The organism is Luteimonas salinilitoris, from assembly GCF_041300785.1.
Taxonomy (GTDB): Bacteria; Pseudomonadota; Gammaproteobacteria; order Xanthomonadales; family Xanthomonadaceae; genus Luteimonas; species Luteimonas salinilitoris.
Genome location: NZ_JBFWIB010000011.1, coordinates 67,817 through 92,181 on the forward strand (window position 1 = coordinate 67,817; position 24,365 = coordinate 92,181).

27 protein-coding genes are annotated in these 24,365 nt (G+C 69.5%); 19 read left to right on the forward strand and 8 right to left on the reverse strand.

What is annotated here, in order from left to right:
* Positions 1 to 36 precede the first annotated feature (36 nt).
* The 3 genes from AB5T46_RS15430 to AB5T46_RS15440 all read right to left on the reverse strand — a co-directional run bounded on the left by AB5T46_RS15430 (position 37) and on the right by AB5T46_RS15440 (position 1,991).
* Positions 37 to 450 (reverse strand): hypothetical protein, encoded by a 414-nt coding sequence (locus tag AB5T46_RS15430; protein ID WP_370564918.1) that lies wholly within the window; start codon positions 448 to 450, stop codon positions 37 to 39.
* Between the two features lie 182 nt (positions 451 to 632).
* Positions 633 to 1,307 carry a C40 family peptidase gene (locus AB5T46_RS15435; RefSeq protein WP_370564920.1) on the reverse strand — a complete coding sequence of 225 codons (675 nt, stop codon included), beginning with the start codon at positions 1,305 to 1,307 and terminating at the stop codon, positions 633 to 635.
* Between the two features lie 108 nt (positions 1,308 to 1,415).
* Positions 1,416 to 1,991 carry a C40 family peptidase gene (locus AB5T46_RS15440; protein WP_370564921.1) on the reverse strand — a complete coding sequence of 192 codons (576 nt, stop codon included), beginning with the start codon at positions 1,989 to 1,991 and terminating at the stop codon, positions 1,416 to 1,418.
* Between the two features lie 77 nt (positions 1,992 to 2,068).
* On the opposite strand from AB5T46_RS15440, the gene AB5T46_RS15445 reads away from it, so the two are divergent.
* The 5 genes from AB5T46_RS15445 to hutG all read left to right on the forward strand — a co-directional run bounded on the left by AB5T46_RS15445 (position 2,069) and on the right by hutG (position 7,548).
* Entirely contained in the window at positions 2,069 to 2,548 is a 480-nt protein-coding gene (locus tag AB5T46_RS15445; RefSeq protein ID WP_370564922.1) for an FKBP-type peptidyl-prolyl cis-trans isomerase, read from the forward strand.
* Between the two features lie 134 nt (positions 2,549 to 2,682).
* The gene (locus AB5T46_RS15450; RefSeq protein ID WP_370564923.1) at positions 2,683 to 3,897 is read left to right on the forward strand and encodes a DUF418 domain-containing protein; all 1,215 of its coding nucleotides are present in this window, start codon (positions 2,683 to 2,685) and stop codon (positions 3,895 to 3,897) included.
* A 113-nt stretch (positions 3,898 to 4,010) separates the two neighbouring features.
* Positions 4,011 to 5,255 carry an NAD(P)/FAD-dependent oxidoreductase gene (locus tag AB5T46_RS15455; RefSeq protein ID WP_370564924.1) on the forward strand — a complete coding sequence of 415 codons (1,245 nt, stop codon included), beginning with the start codon at positions 4,011 to 4,013 and terminating at the stop codon, positions 5,253 to 5,255.
* Positions 5,252 to 6,619, forward strand: a complete 1,368-nt coding sequence (gorA, locus tag AB5T46_RS15460) for a glutathione-disulfide reductase (protein WP_370564925.1) — start codon at positions 5,252 to 5,254, stop codon at positions 6,617 to 6,619. The genes AB5T46_RS15455 and gorA overlap by 4 nt, the downstream gene beginning before the upstream one ends.
* 140 nt (positions 6,620 to 6,759) lie before the next feature.
* Positions 6,760 to 7,548: an N-formylglutamate deformylase gene (hutG, locus tag AB5T46_RS15465; RefSeq protein ID WP_370564926.1), complete on the forward strand. Its 789-nt coding sequence runs from the start codon at positions 6,760 to 6,762 to the stop codon at positions 7,546 to 7,548.
* A gap of 28 nt (positions 7,549 to 7,576) precedes the next feature.
* Here the strand turns inward: hutG and AB5T46_RS15470 are convergent, their stop codons facing one another.
* The 3 genes from AB5T46_RS15470 to parE form a co-directional block, all read right to left on the reverse strand.
* Positions 7,577 to 8,179 carry a hypothetical protein gene (locus AB5T46_RS15470; protein ID WP_370564927.1) on the reverse strand — a complete coding sequence of 201 codons (603 nt, stop codon included), beginning with the start codon at positions 8,177 to 8,179 and terminating at the stop codon, positions 7,577 to 7,579.
* Between the two features lie 170 nt (positions 8,180 to 8,349).
* On the reverse strand, positions 8,350 to 9,195 hold the full coding sequence (locus AB5T46_RS15475; protein WP_370564928.1) for a helix-turn-helix transcriptional regulator: 846 nt from the start codon (positions 9,193 to 9,195) through the stop codon (positions 8,350 to 8,352).
* Between the two features lie 149 nt (positions 9,196 to 9,344).
* Positions 9,345 to 11,234, reverse strand: coding sequence for a DNA topoisomerase IV subunit B (gene parE, locus AB5T46_RS15480; protein WP_370564929.1), 1,890 nt, complete (start codon positions 11,232 to 11,234; stop codon positions 9,345 to 9,347).
* Positions 11,235 to 11,515: 281 nt separating this feature from the next.
* Between parE and AB5T46_RS15485 the strand changes: the two genes are divergently transcribed.
* The 10 genes from AB5T46_RS15485 (at position 11,516) to AB5T46_RS15530 (ending at position 19,652) form a co-directional block, all read left to right on the forward strand.
* Positions 11,516 to 11,764, forward strand: a complete 249-nt coding sequence (locus tag AB5T46_RS15485) for a hypothetical protein (protein ID WP_370564930.1) — start codon at positions 11,516 to 11,518, stop codon at positions 11,762 to 11,764.
* Between the two features lie 141 nt (positions 11,765 to 11,905).
* Positions 11,906 to 13,588, forward strand: a complete 1,683-nt coding sequence (locus AB5T46_RS15490; protein WP_370564931.1) for a CTP synthase — start codon at positions 11,906 to 11,908, stop codon at positions 13,586 to 13,588.
* A gap of 121 nt (positions 13,589 to 13,709) precedes the next feature.
* A complete protein-coding gene (gene kdsA, locus AB5T46_RS15495; protein WP_370564932.1) occupies positions 13,710 to 14,546 on the forward strand; it encodes a 3-deoxy-8-phosphooctulonate synthase in 837 nt (278 codons plus the stop codon).
* A complete protein-coding gene (locus AB5T46_RS15500) occupies positions 14,539 to 15,324 on the forward strand; it encodes a hypothetical protein (RefSeq protein WP_370564933.1) in 786 nt (261 codons plus the stop codon). The genes kdsA and AB5T46_RS15500 overlap by 8 nt, the downstream gene beginning before the upstream one ends.
* Entirely contained in the window at positions 15,321 to 16,604 is a 1,284-nt protein-coding gene (eno, locus tag AB5T46_RS15505) for a phosphopyruvate hydratase (protein ID WP_370564934.1), read from the forward strand. Before AB5T46_RS15500 ends, eno begins: the two co-directional genes overlap by 4 nt.
* 14 nt (positions 16,605 to 16,618) lie before the next feature.
* A complete protein-coding gene (gene ftsB / locus AB5T46_RS15510; protein WP_370564935.1) occupies positions 16,619 to 16,969 on the forward strand; it encodes a cell division protein FtsB in 351 nt (116 codons plus the stop codon).
* Positions 16,966 to 17,733, forward strand: coding sequence for a 2-C-methyl-D-erythritol 4-phosphate cytidylyltransferase (gene ispD / locus AB5T46_RS15515; RefSeq protein ID WP_370564936.1), 768 nt, complete (start codon positions 16,966 to 16,968; stop codon positions 17,731 to 17,733). The genes ftsB and ispD overlap by 4 nt, the downstream gene beginning before the upstream one ends.
* Entirely contained in the window at positions 17,730 to 18,209 is a 480-nt protein-coding gene (gene ispF / locus AB5T46_RS15520) for a 2-C-methyl-D-erythritol 2,4-cyclodiphosphate synthase (protein WP_370564938.1), read from the forward strand. Before ispD ends, ispF begins: the two co-directional genes overlap by 4 nt.
* Complete coding sequence (gene truD / locus AB5T46_RS15525; RefSeq protein WP_370564939.1) at positions 18,188 to 19,288, forward strand: tRNA pseudouridine(13) synthase TruD; 1,101 nt, start codon at positions 18,188 to 18,190, stop codon at positions 19,286 to 19,288. Before ispF ends, truD begins: the two co-directional genes overlap by 22 nt.
* Positions 19,289 to 19,403: 115 nt before the next feature.
* Positions 19,404 to 19,652 carry a hypothetical protein gene (locus AB5T46_RS15530; protein ID WP_370564940.1) on the forward strand — a complete coding sequence of 83 codons (249 nt, stop codon included), beginning with the start codon at positions 19,404 to 19,406 and terminating at the stop codon, positions 19,650 to 19,652.
* A gap of 48 nt (positions 19,653 to 19,700) precedes the next feature.
* Here the strand turns inward: AB5T46_RS15530 and AB5T46_RS15535 are convergent, their stop codons facing one another.
* Together AB5T46_RS15535 and AB5T46_RS15540 are read right to left on the reverse strand one after the other, a co-directional pair.
* The gene (locus tag AB5T46_RS15535) at positions 19,701 to 20,240 is read right to left on the reverse strand and encodes a Smr/MutS family protein (RefSeq protein WP_370564941.1); all 540 of its coding nucleotides are present in this window, start codon (positions 20,238 to 20,240) and stop codon (positions 19,701 to 19,703) included.
* 287 nt (positions 20,241 to 20,527) lie between these two features.
* Positions 20,528 to 21,271, reverse strand: a complete 744-nt coding sequence (locus tag AB5T46_RS15540) for a helix-turn-helix transcriptional regulator (protein WP_370564942.1) — start codon at positions 21,269 to 21,271, stop codon at positions 20,528 to 20,530.
* Between the two features lie 108 nt (positions 21,272 to 21,379).
* Between AB5T46_RS15540 and surE the strand changes: the two genes are divergently transcribed.
* Genes surE through AB5T46_RS15560 form a run of 4 tightly spaced genes read left to right on the forward strand, consistent with a single transcriptional unit; the run spans position 21,380 to position 24,211 of the window.
* A complete protein-coding gene (gene surE, locus AB5T46_RS15545) occupies positions 21,380 to 22,162 on the forward strand; it encodes a 5'/3'-nucleotidase SurE (RefSeq protein WP_370564943.1) in 783 nt (260 codons plus the stop codon).
* Positions 22,159 to 22,869 carry a protein-L-isoaspartate(D-aspartate) O-methyltransferase gene (locus tag AB5T46_RS15550; protein ID WP_370564944.1) on the forward strand — a complete coding sequence of 237 codons (711 nt, stop codon included), beginning with the start codon at positions 22,159 to 22,161 and terminating at the stop codon, positions 22,867 to 22,869. Before surE ends, AB5T46_RS15550 begins: the two co-directional genes overlap by 4 nt.
* Positions 22,869 to 23,453 carry a YqaA family protein gene (locus AB5T46_RS15555; RefSeq protein WP_370564945.1) on the forward strand — a complete coding sequence of 195 codons (585 nt, stop codon included), beginning with the start codon at positions 22,869 to 22,871 and terminating at the stop codon, positions 23,451 to 23,453. Before AB5T46_RS15550 ends, AB5T46_RS15555 begins: the two co-directional genes overlap by 1 nt.
* Positions 23,450 to 24,211 (forward strand): peptidoglycan DD-metalloendopeptidase family protein, encoded by a 762-nt coding sequence (locus AB5T46_RS15560; RefSeq protein WP_370564946.1) that lies wholly within the window; start codon positions 23,450 to 23,452, stop codon positions 24,209 to 24,211. The genes AB5T46_RS15555 and AB5T46_RS15560 overlap by 4 nt, the downstream gene beginning before the upstream one ends.
* Positions 24,212 to 24,365: the final 154 nt, after the last annotated feature.

Genomic DNA, 24,365 nt, shown 5'->3' on the forward strand with positions numbered 1-24,365 from the left:
ATCTCCTTGGTGGAAGGACGGTTGCGGAGCGTTGGTTCAGAGCCGCGGTGCTGCCCGGCGCGCGGCCAGCCGCGTCGCCAGCCACGCCAGCGGCATCGGCAACAGCAGGCCGGCGAGGATCGTCCACAGCGGATGCGGCAGGGCGGCAACGTTGAGGATCACGCCGGCGACGATCAGTCCCCCGACCGCCAGTCCCGCGAGCAGGCGGTGCCCGCGCGCCAGCCGTGCGGCGACCCAGGCGCCGGCAAAGCCGGCCAGGCACCAGCTGCCCAGCACCCACAGCAGCTTGCCGGTGGATGCGCTCGCGACCAGGCGGGCCAGGTCGGCCTCGTCCTGCAGGTCGAGCTCCGGCGGCGGCGGGAACAGGGCCATGCCGGCGTATTCCAGCGCCAGCATCGTCGCCACGCCCACCAGCAGACCCAGCAGCACCGCCCCGAACGTACGCAGCATCGTCGTTCCTCCCCGTCGACGCGCCCGAGCATGGCGCGCGCCGCCGTTGCCGGCAAGCCGCAGCGCAAGATCAATGCGATTCGCCGGCGCGTACGATCGTTCGTGGCGGCAGGGGTGTCTTCAACGCGGAAACGAAGAAGGCCGCCAATGGCGGCCTTCGGGATCGCGCGATGCGGGGCGGCTCAGACGCCGGCCACCCGGCGCGCCAGCGTGAACTTCCGGCTCCAGTAGCCGCTGTCGAGGCTGGAGACAGTGACGTCTCGACCGGTGCGCGGCGCATGCAGGAAGCGGCCGTTGCCCAGGTAGATGCCGACATGATCGACGCGCCGGCCGCGGAGGGCGAAGAACACCAGATCGCCGGCATCGAGCTGCGCGCGCTCGATCCGCTCACCGGTGGCGGCCATCTCGCGCGACACGCGCGGCAGTTCGACGCCAAGGGCGGTGCGGAAAACGTAGCTGACCAGGCCGCTGCAGTCGAAGCCGCCGTCCGGGGACGTGCCGCCCCAGCGGTACGGCGTGCCGAGCAGGGCGAGACCCCGTTGCAGCAGCGTCTGTTGACGCCCTTCGGCCGAGGCCGGAACGTCGCCGATTCCGGCGGCGATCAACTGGTTGACGTCGGCGGCGAACAGCAGTTCGCGCCCCATCGCGGTCGGCAGCGGCTGCGCGTGCGCGAGCGATTGGCTGACCGAACGATTGAGCGGCGACTGGTCGGCCGAATCGCCGGCCAGGCCGGTCGCCGCCAGGGCAGGCATCGCCGCACCGGCAAGCGCGGTGGCGAGCAGGAAGGAGATGGTCCGTCCGAAAGGGCGGGAATGGGTGGCAGCAATGCGGCCGAGGTCCGAGGCGTCTGTCGTCACGCTGAATTCAATTTTGTCGTTGTGGCGTGATGGTGCCTCACCCACGTGATGCGTTCGTTAAAATTAAGTTAATGAATGCGACGCAAGTCGCTGAACCAGCGAGAAATTTCAACGCACGACGCGTTTGGCGCCGCTGTAGCGGTCGCGCCAGTAGTGGCCGTCCAGCCGATCCAGGCGCACCGTGCCGCCGCTGCTGGGGGCGTGCACGAAGCGTCCTTCGCCGACATAGATGCCGACATGGGTGACGCTGCCGCGGTTGCCGAAGAACACCAGGTCCGATGCCGCCAGCCGTTCGGCGGCGATGCGCGGCCCCTGGTAGGCCGCCAGATCGCGCGAGGTCCGCGGCAGGCGCAGGTCGAGCATGTCGTTGTAGACGTAATTGACCAGGCCGCTGCAGTCGAAGCCGCCTTCCGGGGTGTTGCCGCCGTAGCGGTAGGGCGTGCCGACCAGGCTGATGGCGCGCATCACCACCGCGTTGGCGGAGGCCGGGTCGGCGGGTTGTACGATCGGCCAGTGGCGCTGCGCGCCCGGTCCGCCGGACGGGCGGACATCGTCGCGGCCGCAGGCCGCCAACAGCAGGGCCGCGGCGAACGCCGCCACTGCGCGCGTCCGCCATGCCCCGCGCGGCCTGATTGGCGCGGTGCGGATGAAGCCCGGATAATGCGCGTCGCTCACGGTCCGCATCTTGGCCGAATCCCCGAGCTCTGCACAAGCACTCTCGCACAAGCGGCGCATGCGCCGCGTCACAGGTATCCATCGGCATGAAAATCGAGAAAGACCGCGTCGTCCGCTTCCACTACACCGTTTCCGAGGCGGGACAGCCGCCGACCGAAAGCTCGAAGGAGCGCGAACCGCTGTCGATCCTGGCCGGGCACGGCAACATCATCCCGGGGCTGGAGCAGGCGATGGAAGGCCACGTCGCCGGCGACAGCTTCAGCGCCGACATCGCCGCCGCCGATGCCTACGGCGAGCGCAGCGAAGGGCTGACCCAGCGCGTGCCGAAGAAGCACTTCGGCGGGCAGCGGCTGGCCCCGGGCATGCAGGTGGTGCTCAACACCAATTTCGGCCCGCGCGCGGTGACCGTCCAGAAGGTCGGCATGAGCGTGGTCGACGTCGACCTCAACCATCCGATGGCCGGCAAGGATCTGCATTTCGACGTCGAGATCGTCGAGGTGCGCGAGGCCAGCACCGAGGAGATCGAGCACGGCCACGTCCACGGCGAGGGCGGTCACCAGCACTGACCGGCGCGGCATGCGCCATAAGCGTTAACAGGTCCTAGCGCCGTGGTCCCGCCGACGGCCCGCGCGAGCGGGCCGTTGCCGTTTCGGGACGGCTGCGGCATGGTGGACCGGGGATTCGACGGGGCAGCAGGACGATGGCGGATCGTGCGGGCTTCGCGCCGGTCGACGCGCAGGAACGGATCGGCTTCATGGACGCGCTGCGCGCATTCGCGCTGCTCGGGATCTTGCTGGTCAACGTCGAATGGTTCACCCGGCCGTGGCAGGAGTTCGGCCGCGGCGTCGCGCCCGGTTCGACCGGCATCGACTACGCGGCGGCATGGGGCGTGCACGTATTCGTCGCCGGCAAGTTCTGGATCCTGTTCTCGCTGCTGTTCGGCATGGGGTTTGCGTTGACGATGGCGCGCGCCGAGGCGGCCGGGCGACCGTTCCGCGCGCTCTACCTGCGTCGGACCGCGACGTTGTTGGTCATCGGCGTCGCGCACGCGCTGCTGCTATGGGCTGGCGACATCCTGCATACCTATGCGTTGGCGGCCTTGCTGCTGCTGGCGCTGCGCGATCTGCGCCCGCGGACGCAGCTGGTGCTCGGGCTGTCGATCTACTGCGGACTGTTCGCGCTGGTGCTGCTGGGCGCCGCGGCGATGGCCCTGGTGCCCGGGATGGCCGAAGAGGGCGCCGCGCAGGCATTCGCCGCCGGCCAGGGCGCTGCATCCGAGGCGGCGCGGGTGTATGCAGAGGGCGGGTACGCGCAGGTGACCGGCCAGCGGATGGCCGATTTCCCGCAGTTCCTGCTCAATGACGTCTTCGTGGTGCCGATCGCGCTGGGGGTGTTCCTGGTCGGCAGCTGGCTGCTGCGGTCGGGCCGGATCGGCGACATCGCCGCGCAGCGGTCGTTCTTTCTCCGGTTGGCGGGATTCGGCCTGCCGGTCGGGCTGGCGCTGTCGTCGTGGGCGGCGGCGATCGGCGTCGGGGTCGACGCTGCCGGCAGCCAGGCGCGCTGGCTGCTGGCGAGTGCGCTGACGTCGTTGGGGGCATTGCCGCTGGCCCTCGGTTATCTCGCGCTGCTCGCGCTAGCGTGGTCCACGGCCGCCGGCGTGCGAGCCCTCGGCGTGCTCGCGCCCGCCGGGCGCATGGCGCTGACCAACTACCTGTTGCAGTCGCTGGTCGGCTCGCTGGTGTTCTACGGTTACGGCCTGGCGATGTGGGGTCGAATCGGCCATGCCGGCCTGGTGCTGCTGGCCGTGGTGGTGTTCGCATTGCAGGTCGCCGCCAGTCGCTGGTGGCTGGCGCGCTTCCGTTTCGGACCGGTCGAGTGGCTGTGGCGCTGGGCGACCTACGGCCGGAGACCGTAAGGCAGGAACGAGAAACGAGGAACGAGGAACGAGTCAAAGCCGGGACGCTCCACTCGTTCCTCGTTCCTCGTTCCTCGTTCCTGGTTTCTCGCTTCACGCACTAGACTGACGGCATGAGCAAATCGGACGTACTGATCGTCGGTGGCGGCGTGATCGGCCTGGCCGCCGCGTTGGCGTTGCTGCATGCCGGCCGCAGCGTGCGCGTGCTGGAGTCCGGCACCGCGGGCTGCGGCAGTTCGCACGGCAACTGCGGCACGATCACGCCCAGCCACGCCGCGCCGCTGACCGAGCCGGGCGCAGTCGCGCGCGCGCTGCGCTGGATGGCGACGCCGGATGCGCCGTTCTATCTCAAGCCGCGCTTCGATCCGGCGCTGTGGGGCTGGATGCTGCGGTTCGCTGCGCGCTGCAACCGGCGCGACTGGCGCGCGGCGATGGCGGCGCGGGCGGCGATCCTGAAAGCATCGCGCAGCGCGCTGCCGGAATGGATCGCGCGCTATCGCCTGGACTGCGAGTTCGAGGCCTCGGGCGTGGACTACGTATTCCGCGATGCCGCCGAGCTGGCGCATTTCGACGCCGAGTTGCGGGCGCTGGAGGCGCTCGGCGTGACCTCGGAGGCCATCGACGGCGATGCCTACCTGCGCGACGAACCGGCGCTGCTGCCGGGCATCGCCGGCGTGGTGCGCTTTTCCGGCGATGCGCGCCTGCGCCCCAACCGCTACGTCGCCGAGCTGGCGCGCGCGGTGCGCGGGCATGGCGGCGAGATCGTCGAGCAGTGCGCGGTGGAAGCGATCACGGCGGACGCGGACGGAGCGACGGCGTCGGCCTCCCGCGGAGACTTCGGCGGCCGCGACCTGCTGCTGGCCACCGGGGCATGGTCTCCGCGGCTGGGCCGCAGCCTCGGCCTGCGCATTCCGGTGCAGCCGGGCAAGGGCTATTCGATCACCTATGCGCGACCGGCGCTGGTGCCGAAGCGGCCGCTGGTGCTGCACGAACGCAGCGTCTGCGTGACCGCCTGGGACAGCGGCTTCCGGCTCGGCAGCACGATGGAGTTCTCCGGCTACGACACCAGCCTCAATCGCCGCCGGCTTGCCGCGCTCGAGCGCGGCGCCGCCGAGTTCCTGCGCGAGCCGGTCGGCCCCGCGAAGGAAGAGGAGTGGTACGGCTGGCGTCCGCTGAGCTGCGACGACCTGCCGATCATCGGCCGCGCGCCGGGACACCACCACGTCTGGCTCGCGACCGGGCACGGTATGCTTGGGGTCAGCATGAGCGTGGCCACCGGACAACTGATCGCCGAACTGGTGTGCGGGCAGACGCCGCACATCGATCCCGCGCCGTTCGATCCGGGTCGCTTCGCATGAGCGCGACCGATCCGTTCGACTTCGACCTGGTGGTGCTGGGTGGCGGCTCCGGCGGCCTGGCCGGCGCCTTCCGGGCCGCCGAGTACGGTGCGCGGGTGGCGTTGCTGGAACCCGGCGAACTCGGCGGCACCTGCGTCAACGTCGGCTGCGTGCCGAAGAAGGCGATGTGGCTGGCGGCCGACCTGGCCTCGCGCATCGCCGCCGCCGCGCAGCTCGGCTTCGACGTGCCGGCGACGCCGGCGTTCGACTGGCGCGAGTTCATCACCGACCGCCAGCGCTACATCGGCGGCATCCACGAGAGTTACCGCAAGCGCCTGGACCGCGCCGGCATCGTCCTGATGCCGACGCTGGGCAGCCTGCGCGACGCGCAGACGGTCGTGACCGGCAACGGTCAATGCCTGCGCGCACGCCACATCCTGCTGGCGACCGGTTCCAGTCCGCAGCGGCCCGATGTCCCGGGCGCGGAACTGGGCGGCGTGTCCGACGATTTCTTCCACTGGTCGCAGGCGCCCGCGCGGGTGGCGCTGGTCGGCGGCGGCTACATCAGCGCCGAACTGGCCGGCCTGCTGCAGGCGCTGGGCAGCCGCGTCGATTTGTTCGTGCGCGGCACGCGCCTGCTCAGCCACGCCGACGAGGAAGTGGTGGCGCAGTTGGAGGACAACTACTGCCATCTCGGCATCCGCCTGCATTTCGGGCATCGCCTGCGCGCGGTCGAACCAGCTGGCGACGGGCGCGTGCGCCTGCTCGACGAGGACGGCGGGGCCAGCGATGCCTTCGATGCGCTGCTGTTCGCGATCGGCCGCCGCGCCAACAGCGCCGGCTTCGGTCCGGACGCGGCCGGCGTGGCGATCGACGCGCGCGGCAATGTCCAGGTCGACGCCTTCCAGAACACCAGCGCCGTGGGCGTCTACGCGGTCGGCGACGTGACCGGCCGCGAGACGCTGACGCCGGTGGCGATCGCGGCGGCACGGCGGCTGATGGACCGGATATTCGGCGGCCAGGCCGAGGCCCGGCTCGACTACGGGAACGTGCCCACGGTGATCTTCGCCCATCCGCCGATCGGCGGCGTGGGCTTGACGGAGGCGCAGGCGCGCCAACGGTACGGCGATGCGGTGAAGGTCTATCGCAGCCGTTTCCGGCCGATGCTGCAGGCGCTGGTGGAGGCGCCGCTGTGCAGCCTGTTCAAGCTGGTCTGCGTCGGCGAGGACGAACGCGTGGTCGGCGTTCACCTGTGCGGCGAGGCCGCCGACGAGATCCTGCAGGGCTTCGCGGTGGCGCTCAAGCTCGGCGCCACCATGGCCGACCTGCGCGACACCGTCGCCATCCATCCGACCAGCGCCGAGGAAGTGGTGCTGATGCGTTGACCCGTCGCCGTAGAGCGGAGCTTGCTCCGCTGCTTTCGGGCTCCGGAGCCAAGAGCGGCGGAGCAAGCTCCGCTCTACGGGGTGGGGGCGATCCGGCGCAGGGTTGATTCGGCGCGAAACCGCTCCGCCGCTCCGGTAGCATGTCGGCGGTGGACACCTTCAATCTGCACAAAGGCACCGCGCCGCTGCTGGTCAGCGTTCCGCACGACGGCACGGCGCTGCCCGATGCCATTGCGGCACGGCTCACCGATTCGGCGCGCCGCGTCCCCGACACCGACTGGCATGTCGCGCGCCTGTACGCGGTGGCGCGCGAACTGGGCGCTTCCGTGATCGTGCCGGTGCATTCGCGCTACGTGATCGACCTCAACCGTCCCGAGGACGACGTCTCGCTGTATCCCGGCCAGAACACCACCGGGCTGTGCCCGACCGTGCAGTTCACCGGCGAGCCGGTCTACCGCGACGGCGAGGCGCCGACACAAGACGAGATCGTGCAGCGCGTCCACACGTTCTGGCGTCCCTACCATGCAGCGCTGCGTGGCGAGCTCGAGCGCCTCCGCGCCGAGCACGGCCGGGTGGTGCTGTGGGAGGGGCACTCGATCAAGGGCGAGTTGCCGTTCCTGTTCGACGGCCGGTTGCCGGACCTCAACCTCGGCACCGCCGGCGGCGACAGCTGCGCGCCGGTCGCGCAGCGCCGGCTGGAAGCGGTGCTCGCGGCGCAGGACGGGTACGACACCATCGTCAACGGGCGTTTCCGCGGCGGCTACATCACCCGGCACTACGGCGATCCGGGCAACGGCATCGATGCCGTGCAGTTGGAGATCAGCCAGCGCACCTACATGGACGAGGACTCGTTCGAATACCGGCCCGAGTTGGCGGCGCGGCTGCAGCTGTTGCTGCGCGATCTGCTGCGCGCCGCACTCGCTGCCTGATCGTGGCGGGTGCTCTCCGTTCCGGGACTCAGCGCCGGGCGGAGAACTCGGTTTCCAGGATCCAGCTGCGGCCGCCATCGTCGGAGCGTTCGCCGCGCCAGTGGAAACCGGTGGCGGTCACGCCGGAGAAGATCCAGCGGACCGGATTGCCGTCCTCGTTCTTACCCTCCTGCGGGATGTCATCGCCGGATCGCGAGCCGATCAGATGCGTGTGGGTGCCGGTCACCGGATTGAACCAGTCGACGACCCAGACGTCCCGCTCCGGATCGTAGATGCGAAGGGTCGTGCCGTAACGGTTGCCGCTCTTCGGTGTGTCCGTGCCGCGCCCGCCGCGGCCGGGGAAGATCCAGAGATCCTGGACCGCGCGGCCCTCGAGCACGCGTGCGAACAGGACTTCGCCGTCGATCGTGCGTTCGCTTCCGTCCGGCAGGTGATCGGTTACCCGCACCTGCCAGTGGCCGAGCAGCGGTGCGTAGATGTCGCTCCCTGCCGGGATGACGTCGGCCGGTCCGGGGGCGACCAGCGCGGAGGTGAAGGCGGAGTCATCTTGTGCAATGGCGGCGAGGGCAGGTGTCATCAGAATTCCTGTGAGCAGTAGTGATCGGACCAGGGCGGCGAGGGGCGGCGGCATCCGTATTGCGCTCCGTCGTGGAGATACTGCGCAGGCTAGCCGCCACCGATGCGGGCGGCTTTTCGATTCTTTAGTCGGGTGCGATCGGACCGCTGCGCGCATTCACCGCGGAACGTGCGGAATGTCCGTGCTCGGACCTCGTGCCGCGTCCGGCGGCGCGCGGAACCGGTTCAGCCTGGCCGCGATCGCAGTGCGCGCCGCGCGGCGGATGGCGCCAGGCCGTAGATACGCCGGAACGCGGCGCTGAATTGGCCATGGCTGGAGAAACCATGCGTCAACGCCAGGGCGGTCAGGTCGTGCGTGCGCGGCAGCGCCTCGAGCGCACGCGCCAGCCGCAGTCGGGTCTGGTAGCGGTACAGCGGCATGCCTTCGGTGCGGCTGAAGCTCTGGGTCAGGTAGACCGGGGACACGCGCAGCTCGGCGGCCAATGCCGCCAGCGTCCAGCGGTGCGCCGGGTCGTCCTGCAGCAGCAGCTTGGCGCGTTCGATCAGCCGTCCACGTCCGGCGCTGAATCCTTGCCGGGTTGGACATGCCGAGGGTGGGTCGGGCCGCAGGAGGTTCCCGGCGAGCGTCAGCGCCAGCGTTTCCGCCGGCAAAGGGTCGGCGTATCCGTCGCATGCGCGCAGGCGGGCGGCCAGCCACTGGTCCCGCGGACCGAGCGAACGACGGATCCGTCGCAGGCGCGGCGTTGCGGAAGCGGCGACCAGCCCGTCCCGCACGATTTCCTGCAGCCAGTCCGGCGCGATCCGGATCGACAGGCAGCGGTCGCCGCCGTCGCCGGGATGATCGATCCGGTACTCGTCGCCGGCGTTGAACACCAGCGCCTGGTTGCCGTCCGCCACCAGCGCCTGCCGTCCCGGCCGGTATACGAACGTGCCGCGATAGGCGAGCACGATGCGAGTGTCCGGTACCGATTCCGGCTGCCCTGCATGTCGGCCGCGGCAGGCGCGGCAGTGCACGTCGCGCACGCGTACATGCGTGCCGCTGCAGATCGTGCGGGCCTGCAGCGGTGTCACGAGGCGCCAGGCAGTTCGTTCCGCAGCCGCGCTGTATGGGCCGTCGCCACGGCGGACGACAGTGAATAGCCTTCACACCGTGCCAGGCAGCGCGTTCCGTGGCGGCGAGCGGGCGCCGTCGCGACGACGGGCGAGAGCGAATAGCCCACTCATACCTCCAGCGTCGCCATGTCGCCTTTACTCTCCAACCACGTCTTGCGATCTCCCGCACGCTTGCGCGCCAGCAGCATGTCCATCAGCGCATGCGTCTGGTCGCCGTCGTCGACCGTCAGCTGCACCAGCCGGCGGGTGTCGGGATGGATCGCCGATTCGCGCAGCTGCGGGGGGTTCATCTCGCCCAGGCCCTTGAACCGGGTCACGCTGACCGCGCCCTTGAGCTTGTCGCGCTGGATCTTCTCCAGCAGCAGCCGCTTCTCCTCCTCGTCCAGCGCGTAGAACACCTGCTTGCCGACGTCGACGCGGAACAGCGGCGGCATCGCCACGAACACGTGGCCGGCGTCGACCAGCGCCGGAAAATGGCGCAGGAACAGCGCGGCGAGCAGGGTGGCGATGTGCAGGCCGTCGGAGTCGGCGTCGGCGAGCACGATGATCTTGCCGTAGCGCAGGCCGGAGATATCGTCGCGGCCCGGATCGCAGCCGATCGCCACCGCCAGGTCGTGCACCTCCTGTGAGGCCAGCACGCCGCCGGAGGCGACTTCCCAGGTGTTGAGGATCTTGCCGCGCAGCGGCAGGATCGCCTGGAAGTCCTTGTCTCGCGCCTGCTTGGCCGAGCCGCCGGCGGAGTCGCCCTCGACCAGGAACAGTTCGGTCCGCGACAGGTCCTGGCTGATGCAGTCGGCCAGCTTGCCGGGCAGGGCCGGGCCCTGGGTGACCTTCTTGCGCACGATCTGCTTTTCGGTCTTCAGCCGTGCGCTGGCGCGGTCGATCGCCAGCTGGGCGATGCGCTCGCCGAACTCGGTGTGCTGGTTGAGCCACAGCGAGAACGCATCGTGGGCGGCGCCCTCGACGAAGCCGGCGGCCTGGCGCGACGACAGCCGCTCCTTGGTCTGGCCGCTGAACTGCGGGTCGGTCATCTTGACGCTGAGCACGAAGGCGACGCGGTCCCAGACATCCTCCGGCGCCAGCTTGATGCCGCGCGGCAGCAGGTTGCGGAAGTCGCAGAACTCCCGCAGCGCGTCGGTGAAGCCGGTACGCAGGCCGTTGACGTGGGTGCCGTGCTGGGCGGTGGGGATCAGGTTGACGTAGCTCTCCTGCACCAACTCGCCCTCGGGCACCCAGGTGACCGCCCAGTCGACGGTCTCGGTGTCCTTGTCCAGGCGGCCGATGAACAGCTCCGGCGGCAGCAGTTCGCGATCGGCCAGTTCGCCGTGCAAGTAGTCGCTCAGGCCGTCCTCGTAGTGCCACTCGTCGCGCTCGCCACTGGCCTCGTCGAACAGCGTCACGGTGAGACCGGGGCACAGCACGGCCTTGGCGCGCAGCAGGTGCCTGAGCGCACGCAAGGAGAACTTCGGCGTGTCGAAGTACTTCGGGTCGGGCCAGAACCGCAGCCGGGTGCCGGTGTTGCGCTTGCCGACGCTGCCCACCGTCTCCAGCTTGGAGACCGCATCGCCGTCGGCGAATTCCATGCGGTACTCGCTGCCGTCGCGCTTGATGAAGATCTCGACCCGGTTCGACAGCGCGTTGACCACGCTCACGCCGACTCCGTGCAGGCCGCCGGAGAAGGTGTAGTTGCGGTTGTTGAACTTGCCGCCGGCATGCAGGCGCGTGAGGATCAGCTCGACGCCGGGGATCTTCTCGTCCGGGTGCAGGTCCACCGGCATGCCGCGGCCGTCGTCCGACACCTCGCAGCTGCCGTCCTTGAACAGTCGCACCTCGATCTCGCGCGCGTGCCCGGCCAGCGCCTCGTCGACCGCGTTGTCGATCACCTCCTGCGCCAGGTGGTTGGGGCGGGTGGTGTCGGTGTACATGCCCGGGCGGCGCTTGACCGGGTCCAGCCCGGACAGGACTTCGATGTCGACGGCGTTGTAGCGACTGCTCATGCACGGGGGAAGTGGCGAGGGAGCGCGCATGGTAATGGAATCCGTCGCGCGCGCGGTCGCGGGTATCAGCTTTCGCGCACTTGCGGCAGCTATGGACAACCCTGGGTTCGAAGCATCGCGAAGCGATGAAATTACCTGCAAACATGCGTGTAAGCGCTTACTTCCGTTAAGGGTTCGTTGTTCAGTCCTCAGCGGGCATGGCATGGGTACGGTGCAGGCGTCGCTGAGGCAAGCGGCATTACTTTTGGCAGTACAACTTTCGCTTCTCTGGAGACACGACGATGACCCAGCGCAACCTGCTGTTTACCGCTCTGATCGCCGCGGCCTTTGCCGCACCCACCGCGTTCGCACAGGAAGTCGACGAGCAGGCCGTCCGCGAGGCCGAGCAGGCCGCCCAGCAGGCGGGTGAAGCCGCCGATGCCGCCGAGGCCGACGCCGCCGCGGCCGAGCAGGAAGCCGAGGCCGCCGACTGGCAGGCCGCCGATGCCGAGGAAGAGGCCGAGGAAGCCGAGGAAGAAGATCCGGCCTGATTCCGGCCCGATCCTGCTGTCGAGCGTCCCGTTCCGGCGGGGCGCTCTCTTTTTTTGTCGACGGCCGATCGGCGCGCCATAAGCGTGAACAGGCCCTAGCACTTGCCGTAGAATGGGGCTTTCCAGCGACCTGCTGCGCCCATGACTTCCCCCCGTTCCGTCACCCCGCTCGTCTTCGTCACCGGCGGCGTCGTCTCTTCCCTCGGGAAGGGCATCGCCGCGGCCTCGCTGGCCGCCATCCTCGAGGCGCGCGGATTGCGGGTGACGATGATGAAGCTCGACCCCTACATCAACGTCGACCCCGGCACCATGAGCCCGTTCCAGCACGGCGAGGTCTACGTGACCGACGACGGCGCCGAGACCGACCTCGACCTGGGCCACTACGAGCGCTTCGTCAACGTGCACCTGTCCGGGAGGAACTCGATCACCACCGGCAAGATCTACGAGAGCGTGATCGCCAAGGAGCGCCGCGGCGACTATCTCGGCGCCACCGTGCAGGTGATCCCGCACATCACCGACGAGATCAAGCGCAGCATCGACGCCGCCACCCAGGGTTACGACGTGGCGCTGGTGGAGATCGGCGGCACCGTGGGCGACATCGAGTCGCTGCCGTTCCTGGAGGCGATCCGCCAGCTCCGCACCGAGCGCGGCGCCGACAAGGCCATGTTCATGCACCTGACCCTGGTGCCGTACATCGCCGCGGCAGGCGAGCTGAAGACCAAGCCGACCCAGCACTCGGTCAAGGAGCTGCGCTCGATCGGCATCCAGCCCGACGTGCTGGTCTGCCGCAGCGAGCAGCCGCTGCCGGACGGCGAGCGGCGCAAGATCGCCTCGTTCACCAATGTCCCGGAGAAGGCGGTGATCTCGGCGGTGGACCTGGACGACATCCACAAGATCCCGATGTGGCTGCACGCGCAGGGCCTGGACCAGATCGTGGTCGAGCGGCTGCAACTGGGCGATCGCGCCGGCGAGTCGGCGGACCTGTCCGAATGGCTGGACGTGGTCGACGCCACCGAGCGCCCGATCGACGAGGTGACCATCGCCGTGGTCGGCAAGTACGTCGACCACAAGGACGCCTACAAGTCGGTTGGCGAGGCGCTCAAGCACGGCGGCATCCGCCAGCGCACGCGGGTGACGCTGAAGTGGATCGAATCGCAGGACATCGAGCGCGAGGGCGCCGAGCGCCTGCTGGCCGGCGTCGACGGGATCCTGGTGCCGGGCGGCTTCGGTGATCGCGGCTTCGAGGGCAAGGTGCTGGCTTCGCAGTACGCGCGCGAGCGGCGCGTGCCGTATTTCGGCATCTGCTACGGCCTGCAGGCGGCGGTGGTCGATATCGCCCGCCATGTCGCCGGGCTGGAGGGCGCCAACAGCACCGAGAACGACCGCCAGACCCCGCACCCGGTGATCGGCCTGATCACCGAATGGCGCACCAAGACCGGCGAGGTCGAGCGTCGCAACGAGGACAGCGACCTCGGCGGCACCATGCGCCTGGGCCTGCAGGAACAGCGGCTCAAGCCCGACAGCCGGGTGCGCGAGTTGTACGGCAAGGACGTGGTCGGCGAGCGCCACCGCCACCGCTACGAATTCAACAATCGCTACCGCACCCAGCTCGAGGATGCCGGGCTGGTGATCTCGGCCAAGTCGATGGACGACCTGCTGGTGGAGATGATCGAGCTGCCGCAGCATCCGTGGTTCGTCGCCTGCCAGGCGCACCCGGAGTTCCTGTCCACGCCGCGCAGCGGCCATCCGCTGTTCGTCGGCTTCGTGCGCGCCGCGCGCGAGCGCAGGGCCGGCGGCAAGCTGCTGAAGGAGGCCAGGGCGTGAGCGGTCGAGGACCTTGTGGGAACGACGGAAGTCGCGACGCTTCCGTCTGCATCGGGATCGGTAAAGCTGTCGCGATTTCCCGGCAGCGGCATGCCGCCGCCACTCCCACAGGAGCGGGCGCATGAACCTGTGCGGTTTCGAGGTCGGCCTAGACCGGCCGTTCTTCCTGATCGCCGGTCCCTGCGTGGTCGAGTCCGAGCAGCTGCAGCTCGACGTGGCCGGCCAGCTGAAGGAGATCACCGGCGCGCTCGGCATCAATTTCATCTTCAAGTCCAGCTTCGACAAGGCCAACCGCACCTCCGGCAGCAGTTTCCGCGGCCCCGGCATGGAGGAGGGCCTGCGCGTGCTCGGCGAGGTGCGCCGCCAGATCGGCGTGCCGGTGCTGACCGACGTGCACGAGTACACGCCGATGGACGAGGTCGCCAGCGTGGTCGACGTGCTGCAGACGCCGGCGTTCCTGGTGCGCCAGACCGACTTCATCCGCAAGGTCTGCGCCGCCGGCAGGCCGGTCAACATCAAGAAGGGCCAGTTCCTCTCGCCGTGGGACATGATGCCGGTGGTGGAGAAGGCCAAGTCCACCGGCAACGAGCAGATCATGGTCTGCGAGCGCGGCGCCAGCTTCGGCTACAACAACTTGGTCTCCGACATGCGCTCGCTCAGCGTGATGCGCGACACCGGCTGCCCGGTGGTCTTCGACGCCACCCACTCGGTGCAGCTGCCGGGGGGGCAGGGCACCTCCAGCGGCGGCCAGCGCGAGTTCGTGCCGGTGCTCGCGCGCGCGGCGGTCGCGGTCGGCGTGGCGGGCGTTTTCATGGAGACGCATCCGAGACCGGAAGAAGCGCTGAGCGACGGGCCCAACGCCTGGCCACTGCCGAAGATGCAGGCGCTGCTGGAAACGCTGGTGGAATTGGATGCGGTTGCCAAGCGTCATACCTTCGCGGAGGCAATGGGTGGTTAAGGAGCTCGGTACTGTTCTGCTACTTGCAGGGGTCATTCCCATGCCGGTGAGCGCTTCCGAGTCCGAGGAATGCGCCGATCCGATTCGGATCGAGATTTTGCCGGCACAGCAGTACAAGTTTGAGAACGAGAGCTACGCCATAGAACAGCTATCGTCCCTCATGTCGCAACAACGTCCGGAACGCTGCGTGCTTATCAAAGGCGATCCGGCTATGCCCGACGCTTGGATGAGGCAGGCTGTGTTGACGGGTACTGTGCGTGCTGCAGGAATCGAGGGCGAGATCAGCTGGCCGGAGTCTTCGACTTGGGTTGAATTGCTTGGCGATTGTCGCAACGAGCCGTCGATAGCGGCTTGTTCGAAGCTCCCGGACTCCGAATTTTCACCGAACACGATGTCGCAGTACGTGGCCAAAAACATGAGATTGACGATGGCAAAGTCATGCCTCACCAACGAGGATGCAGATCTTCCAGCGGATACGCTCAATCCAGTGAAGCGAATTGTGGCGAGCGGTGATGCGCAAGAGTTTCTGTCCGAGGTGAAGTCGCTCCCTGGTTATGCAGACTTGGAACGGAAGACTCCAGCGCCGGACAATGCTTCGCCCACTCAAAAGATCGAGCTTGCGCTCTTCAGGCTGAACCAGTACGGGATGCCGCCGGACGATCGACGTACGCTAACCCAGCGCCTACATGCGGAGACCGTGGTCACGAAGTACGCATTGCTGCCGCTATCGCCTGAATGCTCCAAGAAATTTCCCTTGACCTGGTCAGCCGAAATATGAAGATTTCCACCATCCATGCCCGCGAGATCCTCGACAGTCGCGGCAATCCCACCCTCGAAGCCGAAGTGACGCTGGAGGACGGCGCGTTCGGTCGCGCCGCGGTGCCGTCAGGCGCGTCGACCGGTGCGAAGGAGGCCGTCGAACTGCGTGACGGCGACAAGACCCGCTACCTCGGCAAGGGCGTGCAGAAGGCCGTCGGCCACGTCAACGGCACCATCGCCGAGACGCTGTGCGGCTTCGATGCCGACGACCAGGCCGGCCTGGACAAGCGCCTGATCGATCTCGACGGCACCGACAACAAGGGCCGCCTGGGCGCCAATGCGCTGCTCGGCGTGTCGCTGGCGAACGCGCACGCGGTCGCCGCGTCGAGGGAGATCCCGTTGTGGCGCCTGCTGGCCGGCGACCGCGCGCCCGAACTGCCCGTTCCGATGATGAACATCATCAACGGCGGTGCGCACGCCGACAACAACGTCGACTTCCAGGAGTTCATGGTGCTGCCGGTCGGCTTCGGTTCGTTCTCCGAATCGCTGCGCGCCGGCACCGAGATCTTCCACGCGCTCAAGTCGGTGCTGAAGGGCCACGGGCTCTCCACCGCGGTCGGCGACGAGGGTGGCTTCGCCCCCGACTTCCGCAGCAATGTCGAGGCGCTCGACACCATCCTCGAGGCGATCGGCCGGGCCGGCTACAGCGCCGGGGAGGACGTGCTGCTCGGCCTCGACGTGGCGTCCAGCGAGTTCTTCGACAACGGCAAGTACCACCTGGTGGGCGAGGGCAAGCGCCTGACCGGCGAGCAGTTCGTCGATTTCCTCGCCGACTGGTGCGCGCAGTACCCGATCGTCTCGATCGAGGACGGCATGGCCGAGGACGACTGGGACAGCTGGAAGCAGCTGACCGCGCGCATCGGCGACGAGGTGCAGCTGGTCGGCGACGACCTGTTCGTCACCAACCCGAAGATCTTCCGCCAGGGCATCGACTCGGGCACCGCCAACGCGATCCTGATCAAGGTCAACCAGATCGGCACCCTCACCGAGACCTTGGAAGCGATCGCGATGGCGGACGCGGCGAAGTACGCGGCGATCGTCTCCCACCGCTCCGGCGAGACCGAGGACACGACCATCGCCGATATCGCCGTCGCCACCACCGCGACCCAGATCAAGACCGGCTCGCTGTGCCGCAGCGACCGCGTCGCCAAGTACAACCAGCTGCTGCGGATCGAGCAGTCGCTGGGTACCGGGGCGCGCTACGCGGGACGCGCCGCCTTCGTTTCGCTGAACCGGTAGCGGGACAGCCAGCGATGCGCGCATTGCGGATCGTGCTGGTGCTGCTGGCAGCGCTGCTGGTATGGCTGCAGTACCGGCTCTGGTTCGGCAACGGCGGGGCCGGCGACGTGGCGCAGTTGCAGGGCCAGGTGGCGCAGCAGGCGCACCAGAACGACGGGCTGCGGCAGCGCAATGCCGCCCTCGCAGCCGAGGTTGCCGACCTGAAATCGCCGACCGGCGAGGCTGCGGTGGAGGAGCGCGCGCGCAGCGAACTGGGCATGATCCGCCCCGGGGAAGTCTTCTATCGGGTGGTGGAAACACCCGCGCCGCCGACGCTGCCGCCGCCCCCGGACAGCGACGCGGACGACGCGGAGAACACGCCGTGACCCCGGATCAAGTCCGGGGCGGGCTCTGGGCGGTGGTGCCCGCTGCCGGCCGTGGCACGCGTTTCGGTGGCGACCTGCCCAAGCAGTACCTGCCGGTGGCCGGCGAGCCACTGCTGGTGCACACGCTGCGGGCGCTGCTCGCCCATCCCGGCGTGCAGGGCGTGATGGTGGTGCTCGCCGACGGCGATCCGCACTGGCCACGCTGGAGCGAACTGGCCGGCGGGCCGGTGTTGACCTGCACCGGAGGTGCCGCGCGCGCCGATTCGGTGTTGGCGGGGCTCGAGGCGTTGCCGCGCGAGGTGCGCGCCGACGAGTTCGTGCTGGTGCACGATGCCGCGCGTCCCAACCTGCGCCGCGAGGATCTGCAGCGTCTGCTCGAGCGCGGCCGCGACGATCCGGTCGGCGCGATCCTGGCCGCGCCGGTCCGCGACACGCTCAAGCGCGCCGGCGACGACGGCGGCATCGACGGCACCGAGCCACGCGAGCGACTGTGGCGCGCGCTGACGCCGCAATTGTTCCGGCGTCTGCAGTTGAGCCGCGCGCTGCGCGCCGCGATCGATGCCGGCGTCGCGGTCACCGACGAAGCGATGGCAATGGAGCGGCAGGGCCTGCGCCCGCTGCTGGTCGAGGGCGCCGAGGACAACCTGAAGGTGACCACGCCGGCCGACCTGGCGCTGTTCGAGTTCCTGCTGCAAAGGCGGGGAGCCGGGAATCGGGAAAAGGGAATGGAAAACGCGCCATCGCGCGCGGGCGGGGCGCCATGAACATCCGCATCGGCCACGGTTACGACGTCCACGCCTTCGGCGACGGCGATCACGTCATGATCGGCGGCGTGCGTATCGCCCATGATCACGGCGTGCTCGCCCACAGCGACGGCGACGTGGCGTTGCATGCGCTGTGCGACGCGATGCTGGGGGCGCTGGCCCTGGGCGACATCGGCGCGCACTTTCCGCCGGCAGACCCGCAGTGGAAAGGCGCCGACAGCCGTGTGCTGTTGCGGCATTGCCAGGCGCTGGTCGCCGGGCGCGGCTGGCGCCTCGGCAATGCCGACCTCACGGTGGTCTGCGAGCGGCCCAGGATCGGCCCGCACGCGCAGGCGATGCGGGAGGCGATCGCGAGCGACCTCGGCGTCGATGCCGGGGCGATCGGCGTCAAGGCCACCACCAGCGAGCGTCTCGGCTTCACCGGGCGCGGCGAGGGCATCGCCGCGCACGCGGTATGCCTGCTGGTCGCGGCGTGAACGCGACGGCGTCGCCTGCCTCCGGCGCGGCGCTGCCGGGCGCCTGGGGCGATCCGGTCCTGGCGGCGGCGATCCGCGCAGCACCGGAGGATTTCCAGGTCGAGGAACTCGACGGTTTCGAGGCCAGCGGCAGCGGCGAGCATCTGCTGCTGACGGTCGAGAAGCGCGGCATGAACACCGCGTTCGCCGCCGAGCGGATCGCCGGTTGGGCGGGCGTTCCGGTCTCCGCGATCGGCTATGCGGGATTGAAGGATCGCCATGCGCTGACGCGCCAGCGCTTCAGCGTGCACCTGCCCGGGCGCGACGCTCCCGATCCGCGGACACTGGACGGGGAGGGGGCCGGTCAGGGCCAGACGCTGCGCGTGCTCGCGCACGCACGGCACGCGAAGAAGCTTCCGCGCGGCGCGCTGGCGGGAAACCGTTTCGTACTGACGCTGCGCGACGTGCGGGGCGATCGCCGGGCGGTGGAGACGCGCCTGGCGACGATCGCCGACAGCGGCGTGCCGAATTATTTCGGCGAACAGCGCTTCGGTCGCGACGGCGGCAACCTGGCGGCCGCGCTCGCCATGTTCGCCGGGCGCCGGATGCGGCGCGAGCAGCGGACCCATCTGCTGTCGGCGGCGCGCTCGGAACTGTTCAACCGGGTGCTCGCGGCGCGCGTACGCGACGGCTCCTGGAATCGCGGGCTGGAGGGTGAGGTGTGGATCCTCGACGGCAGTCGCAGCGTGTTCGGCCCCGAGCCCTGGAGCGAGGCGCTCGCGCAGAGGCTGCAGGCGTTCGACATCCACCCGAGCGCGCCGCTGTGGGGCGCCGGTGCGCCGCGCAGCACCGCCGCCGCGCTGGCGCTCGAGACGGCGGCAATGGAGGGCGAAGACGCCGCCGCGCTGCGGCAGGGGCTGGAGGCGGCCGGTCTGCGCCAGGAGCGCCGCGCCGCGCGCCTGCGGCCCGCGGCCATGGCATGGGAGTGGCTCGGCGACGACGCGATCCGCCTGGGCTTCGAGCTGCCGGCCGGTGCCTATGCGACCACGGTGCTTTCTGAACTGGGGCCGATGCGCAACGCCGCCCAGCTCGCCGGCTGACCGTTCGTCGGAAAGCCGTCCATGGCACTGGAGCCCTGATTCCCGCGGCGTATAACCGGATTCAGGCACCCGCATGAACGTGTGATGCCGAAAGCGACGCATGGGAGGAACTGTCATGAACAGACTGCTTCTTTGCACGATCGTCTCGATGTGTGCGCTCGGTCTGGCTGCATGCGCGAGCACCCAGGGCGGTGCCGGATACGGTGCCGCACCGGGACCGCAGCCGACCCAGAAGATATTCGAGCGTGACGCGGCCTATATCGCCTACGTCGAGCGCACCGCCCGCATGCGCGGGATCGACGTGCGCTGGGTCAATCCGCCGGTCAAGCGCGTCGCCCGCAACGGCGATTCCGAGGCGCAATAGTCGGTTGGTCGCGGGAACGACGGCCCGGTTCCGCGGAGCCGGGCGTCGTCAGCGTGGCCTGAGCAGGACCAGCACCGCGCCGGTCCCGCCCTGCGCGGGCGGCGCCGAATGGAATGCCAGCACATCGGCGCGCCGGCGCAGCAGCCGGTCGACGAGATTCTTCAGCGCCGGCGGACCATCGCCATGCCGGCCCTTGCCGTGCACGATCCGAACGCAGGCGCTGCCGCCCGCCCGTGCCTCGGCCAGAAAGCGTTTCAGCCAGGCCTCGGCCTGGGCGCTGTCGGCACTGTGCAGATCGAGTTCGTCCTGCACCGCGTACTGCCCGCGGGCCAGCCGGCGCAGGATCCGCGGCGATATCTCGTCGCGCCGGTAGCGCAGGCTGTCGCCGGCTTCGAGCCGGCCTTCCCCCAGCATGGCGTGAAATTCGCCGCGTGCCTCGTGTTCGTCGCGCTCGGCCATGTGCGGTCGCGGCTCCGGGCGCGGCCTGGATGCGGGAGTCGCCGCTTCCGGCAACCTGCGCACCGGGCCGATTGCGTCACGGAACAGCGCGGCCTCGTCTTCGGTTGGCGGGGGCTTGCGCCTGGTCATGACCGACAGCATACAAAACCCCCGGCGCCTTCCCTGGCGCCATGGTCCGGAGCCGATACCTTCCAGGGGAGTGTGATGCCTGGGCCCGATCCATGGACATCGTGGTGACGGACAGCTCCATGTACCGGCCAGGCACCGCACGACGTCAGTGCAACATATCGGAAGGGCGGCGGGCGCCTGACCCTGTCATTTTTGACAGGTGCCGATCCCGCGAGCGGCACCGATCGGCCACGGCCGACAGGCGGAGCGGCCGGAGGCGCCGCCCGGGGGCGGGAGCGCCGTCGCCGCTATACCGAAATGAGCCCGAGTGCGACGGCCCGGGCGCACGCGGCGCGGCGGCCGGGGACGTGCAGCTTGCGGCACGCGCCGCGGACGTGGAAATTGACGGTCCGCTCGCTGATGCCGAGGATCATCGAGATCTCCCAGGACGTCTTTCCGATCGCCGCCCATCGAAGCACTTCACGCTCACGGCGGCTGAGTTCCCGACAAGGGGCAGGCTTGCGCAACAGTCGGTCCACGGACACTTGCAGTGCACTTACAAAGTGGACGGCAGGACCGACGAGGAGGTCGAACTCGCGTAGATCCTGGGTACTGTCGGTGGAGAAGGTCATGAACGCCCAGTCGACTCCGCGCATGAAGCTGGGAATGGTGATGCCGGCGCTGATGCCGAAGTCGCCCGCGGCCCGGACCTGCTGACGCCCGCGCCTGATCAGGTTGGGTGGAGGCAGGTAGGCGAACTCGCCGCGCTTGTTCCACGAAACGGCCGGAAGCCCCTGGCGCGCCAGTCCTGCGCGGGCGTCGAGCGAAGCGACGTGCGGATCACCCAGCGTCGCGTAGCTGTGGCCCCATTCGTTCTGATAATCATGGAAGAAGTGGTGGGCGGTCTGGCCGGGCCCGTCGTCGTCCTGCAGCTTGACCGCATAGCCATGATGGTCGAACCCCATCAGGCGGGCGAAGTTCGCGGTTTCCAGCTGCAGTTCCCGCAACGTGTTGACCGACAGCACGCGTCGGACATGATCCCAGTCGTGCATGGCGGGCTCCGTGCGGTGACCGCGGAATTCTATGCCTTGTCGTCGCTTCTCGCAGGCGGAACAGGCCCGGCATCGGCTATGATGGTCGCATTTCGTGACCCATCTTCCATGCGCATACTGGTGAGCAACGACGACGGTGTGGATGCGCCGGGCATCCGGATTCTCGCCGAGGGCCTGCGCGAGGCCGGCCACGAGGTGCTGATCGTCGCTCCCGACCGCGACCGCTCCGGCGCCAGCAACTCGCTGACCCTCGACATGCCGCTGCGCGTGGTTCAGGTCGACGACACCACCTGGCGCGTGCACGGCACCCCGACCGATTGCGTGCACGTGGCGATCACCGGCATGCTGGAGCGGGAACCGGACCTCGTCGTCTCTGGCATCAACAACACCGCCAACCTGGGCGACGACGTCATCTATTCCGGCACCGTCGCCGCCGCCATGGAGGGCCGCTTCCTCGGCCTGCCGGCGGTGGCGATGTCGCTGGTCACCGCCGCGCACGTCGGCCGCCATTACGAGACCGCGGCGCGCGCCGCGGTGAAGATCGTCGAGCGGCTCGGCGCCGATCCGTTGCCCGCCGACACCATCCTCAACGTCAACGTCCCGGACCGGCCGTGGCGCGAGATTTCCGGTTTCGAGGTCACCCGGCTGGGCAATCGCCACCGCGCCGAGCCGTGCGTGCCGCTGGAGGATCCGCGCGGCAGGACCTGGTGGTGGATCGGCCCGGCCGGTCCCGAACTCGACGCCGGGCCCGGCACCGACTTCCACGCCGTCCGCAACGGCGCCATCGCGATCACCCCGATCCACGTCGACCTGACCCGCTACCAGGCGCTCGAACAGGTCGCCAGCTGGGTCGACGGCCTGGCAGGTGAGTTGCGGGAGGCGCGCGCATGACACCGCGCCTGCGGCTGCAGCCCGAGGCGATCGGCCTCGGCATGACCTCTCAGCGGGTGCGCGACCGCCTGATCGAGCGCCTGCGCGGCAACGGCATCGCCGACGAGCGCGTGCTCAACGCGATCCGCACCGTGCCGCGGCACCTGTTCGTCGACGAGGCGCTTGCCACCCGCGCCTACGAGGACACCGCGCTGCCGATCGGGCATGGCCAGACCATCTCGCAGCCGTGGGTGGTGGCGAAGATGACGGAAACGCTGCTGGCCGGACTGCCGCCGCGGCCGCCGTCCGGGTCCATCGCCGCGCCGGCGCGGGTGCTCGAGATCGGCACCGGGTCCGGCTACCAGGCCGCGATCCTCGCCGCGCTTGGGCTGGAGGTGCACACCGTCGAGCGCATCGGCGAACTGCTGCGGGTGGCGCGCAAGCGGTTCCGCGCGCTGGGCCTGAACGTGCGCAGCAAGCACGACGACGGCCGCATCGGCTGGTCCGGGAACGGCCCCTTCGACGGCATCCTGGTGACCGCGGCGGCGCCCGCGCTGGTCGAGGCGTTGACCGAACAGCTCGCGCCGGGAGGCGTCCTGGTGGCGCCGGTCGGCGGCGGCGGCGGACAGGTCCTGGTCCGTCTGCGCAAGGGCGCCGACGGCGCGATCGAGCGGACCGAGCTGGCGCCGGTGGTGTTCGTGCCGCTGCTGTCTGGATTGATCGACTGATGCGGCTGTTCGGTGCGATCTACGACCGCTGCCTGGTCTGGGCGCGGCACCATCATGCGCCGCGCTATCTCGTGGCGCTGAGCGCGGCGGAGTCGGTGTTCTTTCCGGTGCCGCCGGACGTGATGCTGGCGCCGATGTCGCTGGCGCGGCCGCGGGCGTGGTGGCGCCTGGCGCTGATGTGCACGCTGGCCTCGGTGGTCGGCGGGCTGCTGGGCTACGCGCTGGGCCATTTCGCGCTCGAGGCGATCTGGCCGTGGATGCAGACGATGGGCTGGGACGGGCCGTTCCGTCGCGTCCAGGACATGTTCGTGCGCTACGGATTCTGGTTCGTGTTCCTTGCGGCGTTCACGCCGATTCCATACAAGGTGTTCACGATCGCATCGGGCGCCACCGGCGTCGGCCTGATCGCCTTCGTACTGGGTTCCTTCATCGGCCGTGGTGCACGCTTCTTCCTCGTTGCCGGCCTGATCGCATGGGGCGGGGAACGGCTGGAGCGCGTGCTGCGGCGCTACGTGGAACTGCTGGGATGGGCGGTGGCCGCGATCGTGATCGTCGGACTGGTGTGGCTGGAGTTACGCGGATGAAGATGGCAATCGTGCTGGTGGCGCTCGTGCTGCTGAGTGCCTGCGGCAGCAGCCGGGTGATCCGGGAAGGGGGCACGCGCGTGCCGCAGGCGGGTGCGTCGGCGCCCAAGCCGGGGCAGACGGTGACCGTCAAGCGCGGCGACACCCTGTACGGCCTGGCCGTCGGCAACGGCATCAGCCCGCTCGACCTGGCGACGTGGAACAGCATCTCGCCGCCGTACACGATCTATCCGGGCCAGCGGCTGCGCCTGTATCCGGGCGGCTCCGGCGGACGCACCGCCGCTGCCGCGCCGACGCGTCCGCCGGCGACGCCCGCACGGCCTCCGGCTACCGGCGCGAAGCCTCCGGCGCAGCCGACATCGCCTGCGGCCGCCCCGGCACGCAGTTCCGTGGCCTGGCGCTGGCCGGCGGACGGCCAGATCACCACCCGTTTCGCCAACGGCGATCCGACCAGGCAGGGCATCGGCATCGCCGGCAACGGCGGACAGCCGGTCCGGGCCGCGGGCGACGGCGTGGTCGTGTACTCCGGCTCCGGCCTGGTCGGCTACGGCGAGCTGATCATCGTCAAGCACGACGACCAGTGGCTGTCCGCCTACGGCCACAACCGCGCGCGGCTGGTCAACGAGGGCGAGCGCGTGCGCAGCGGCCAGCAGATCGCCGAGATGGGCCGTAGCGGCACCGCCCGCGACATGCTGCACTTCGAGATCCGCCACAATGGCAGGCCGGTCGATCCGCTCGCCTACCTGCCGCGCCGATAGTCCGCCCGCTGCGGGGCCACCGGGGCGGATCCCCGGCCCGGCGCAGCGCGCCGGGCGCTCACCGGCGCGTAGTCCTTCGGACTGCAAGCCGCGCCGGTTCGCCCGCCACAACGCCAAGCCCGTCGATCCGCTCGCCTATCTGCCGCGGCGCTGA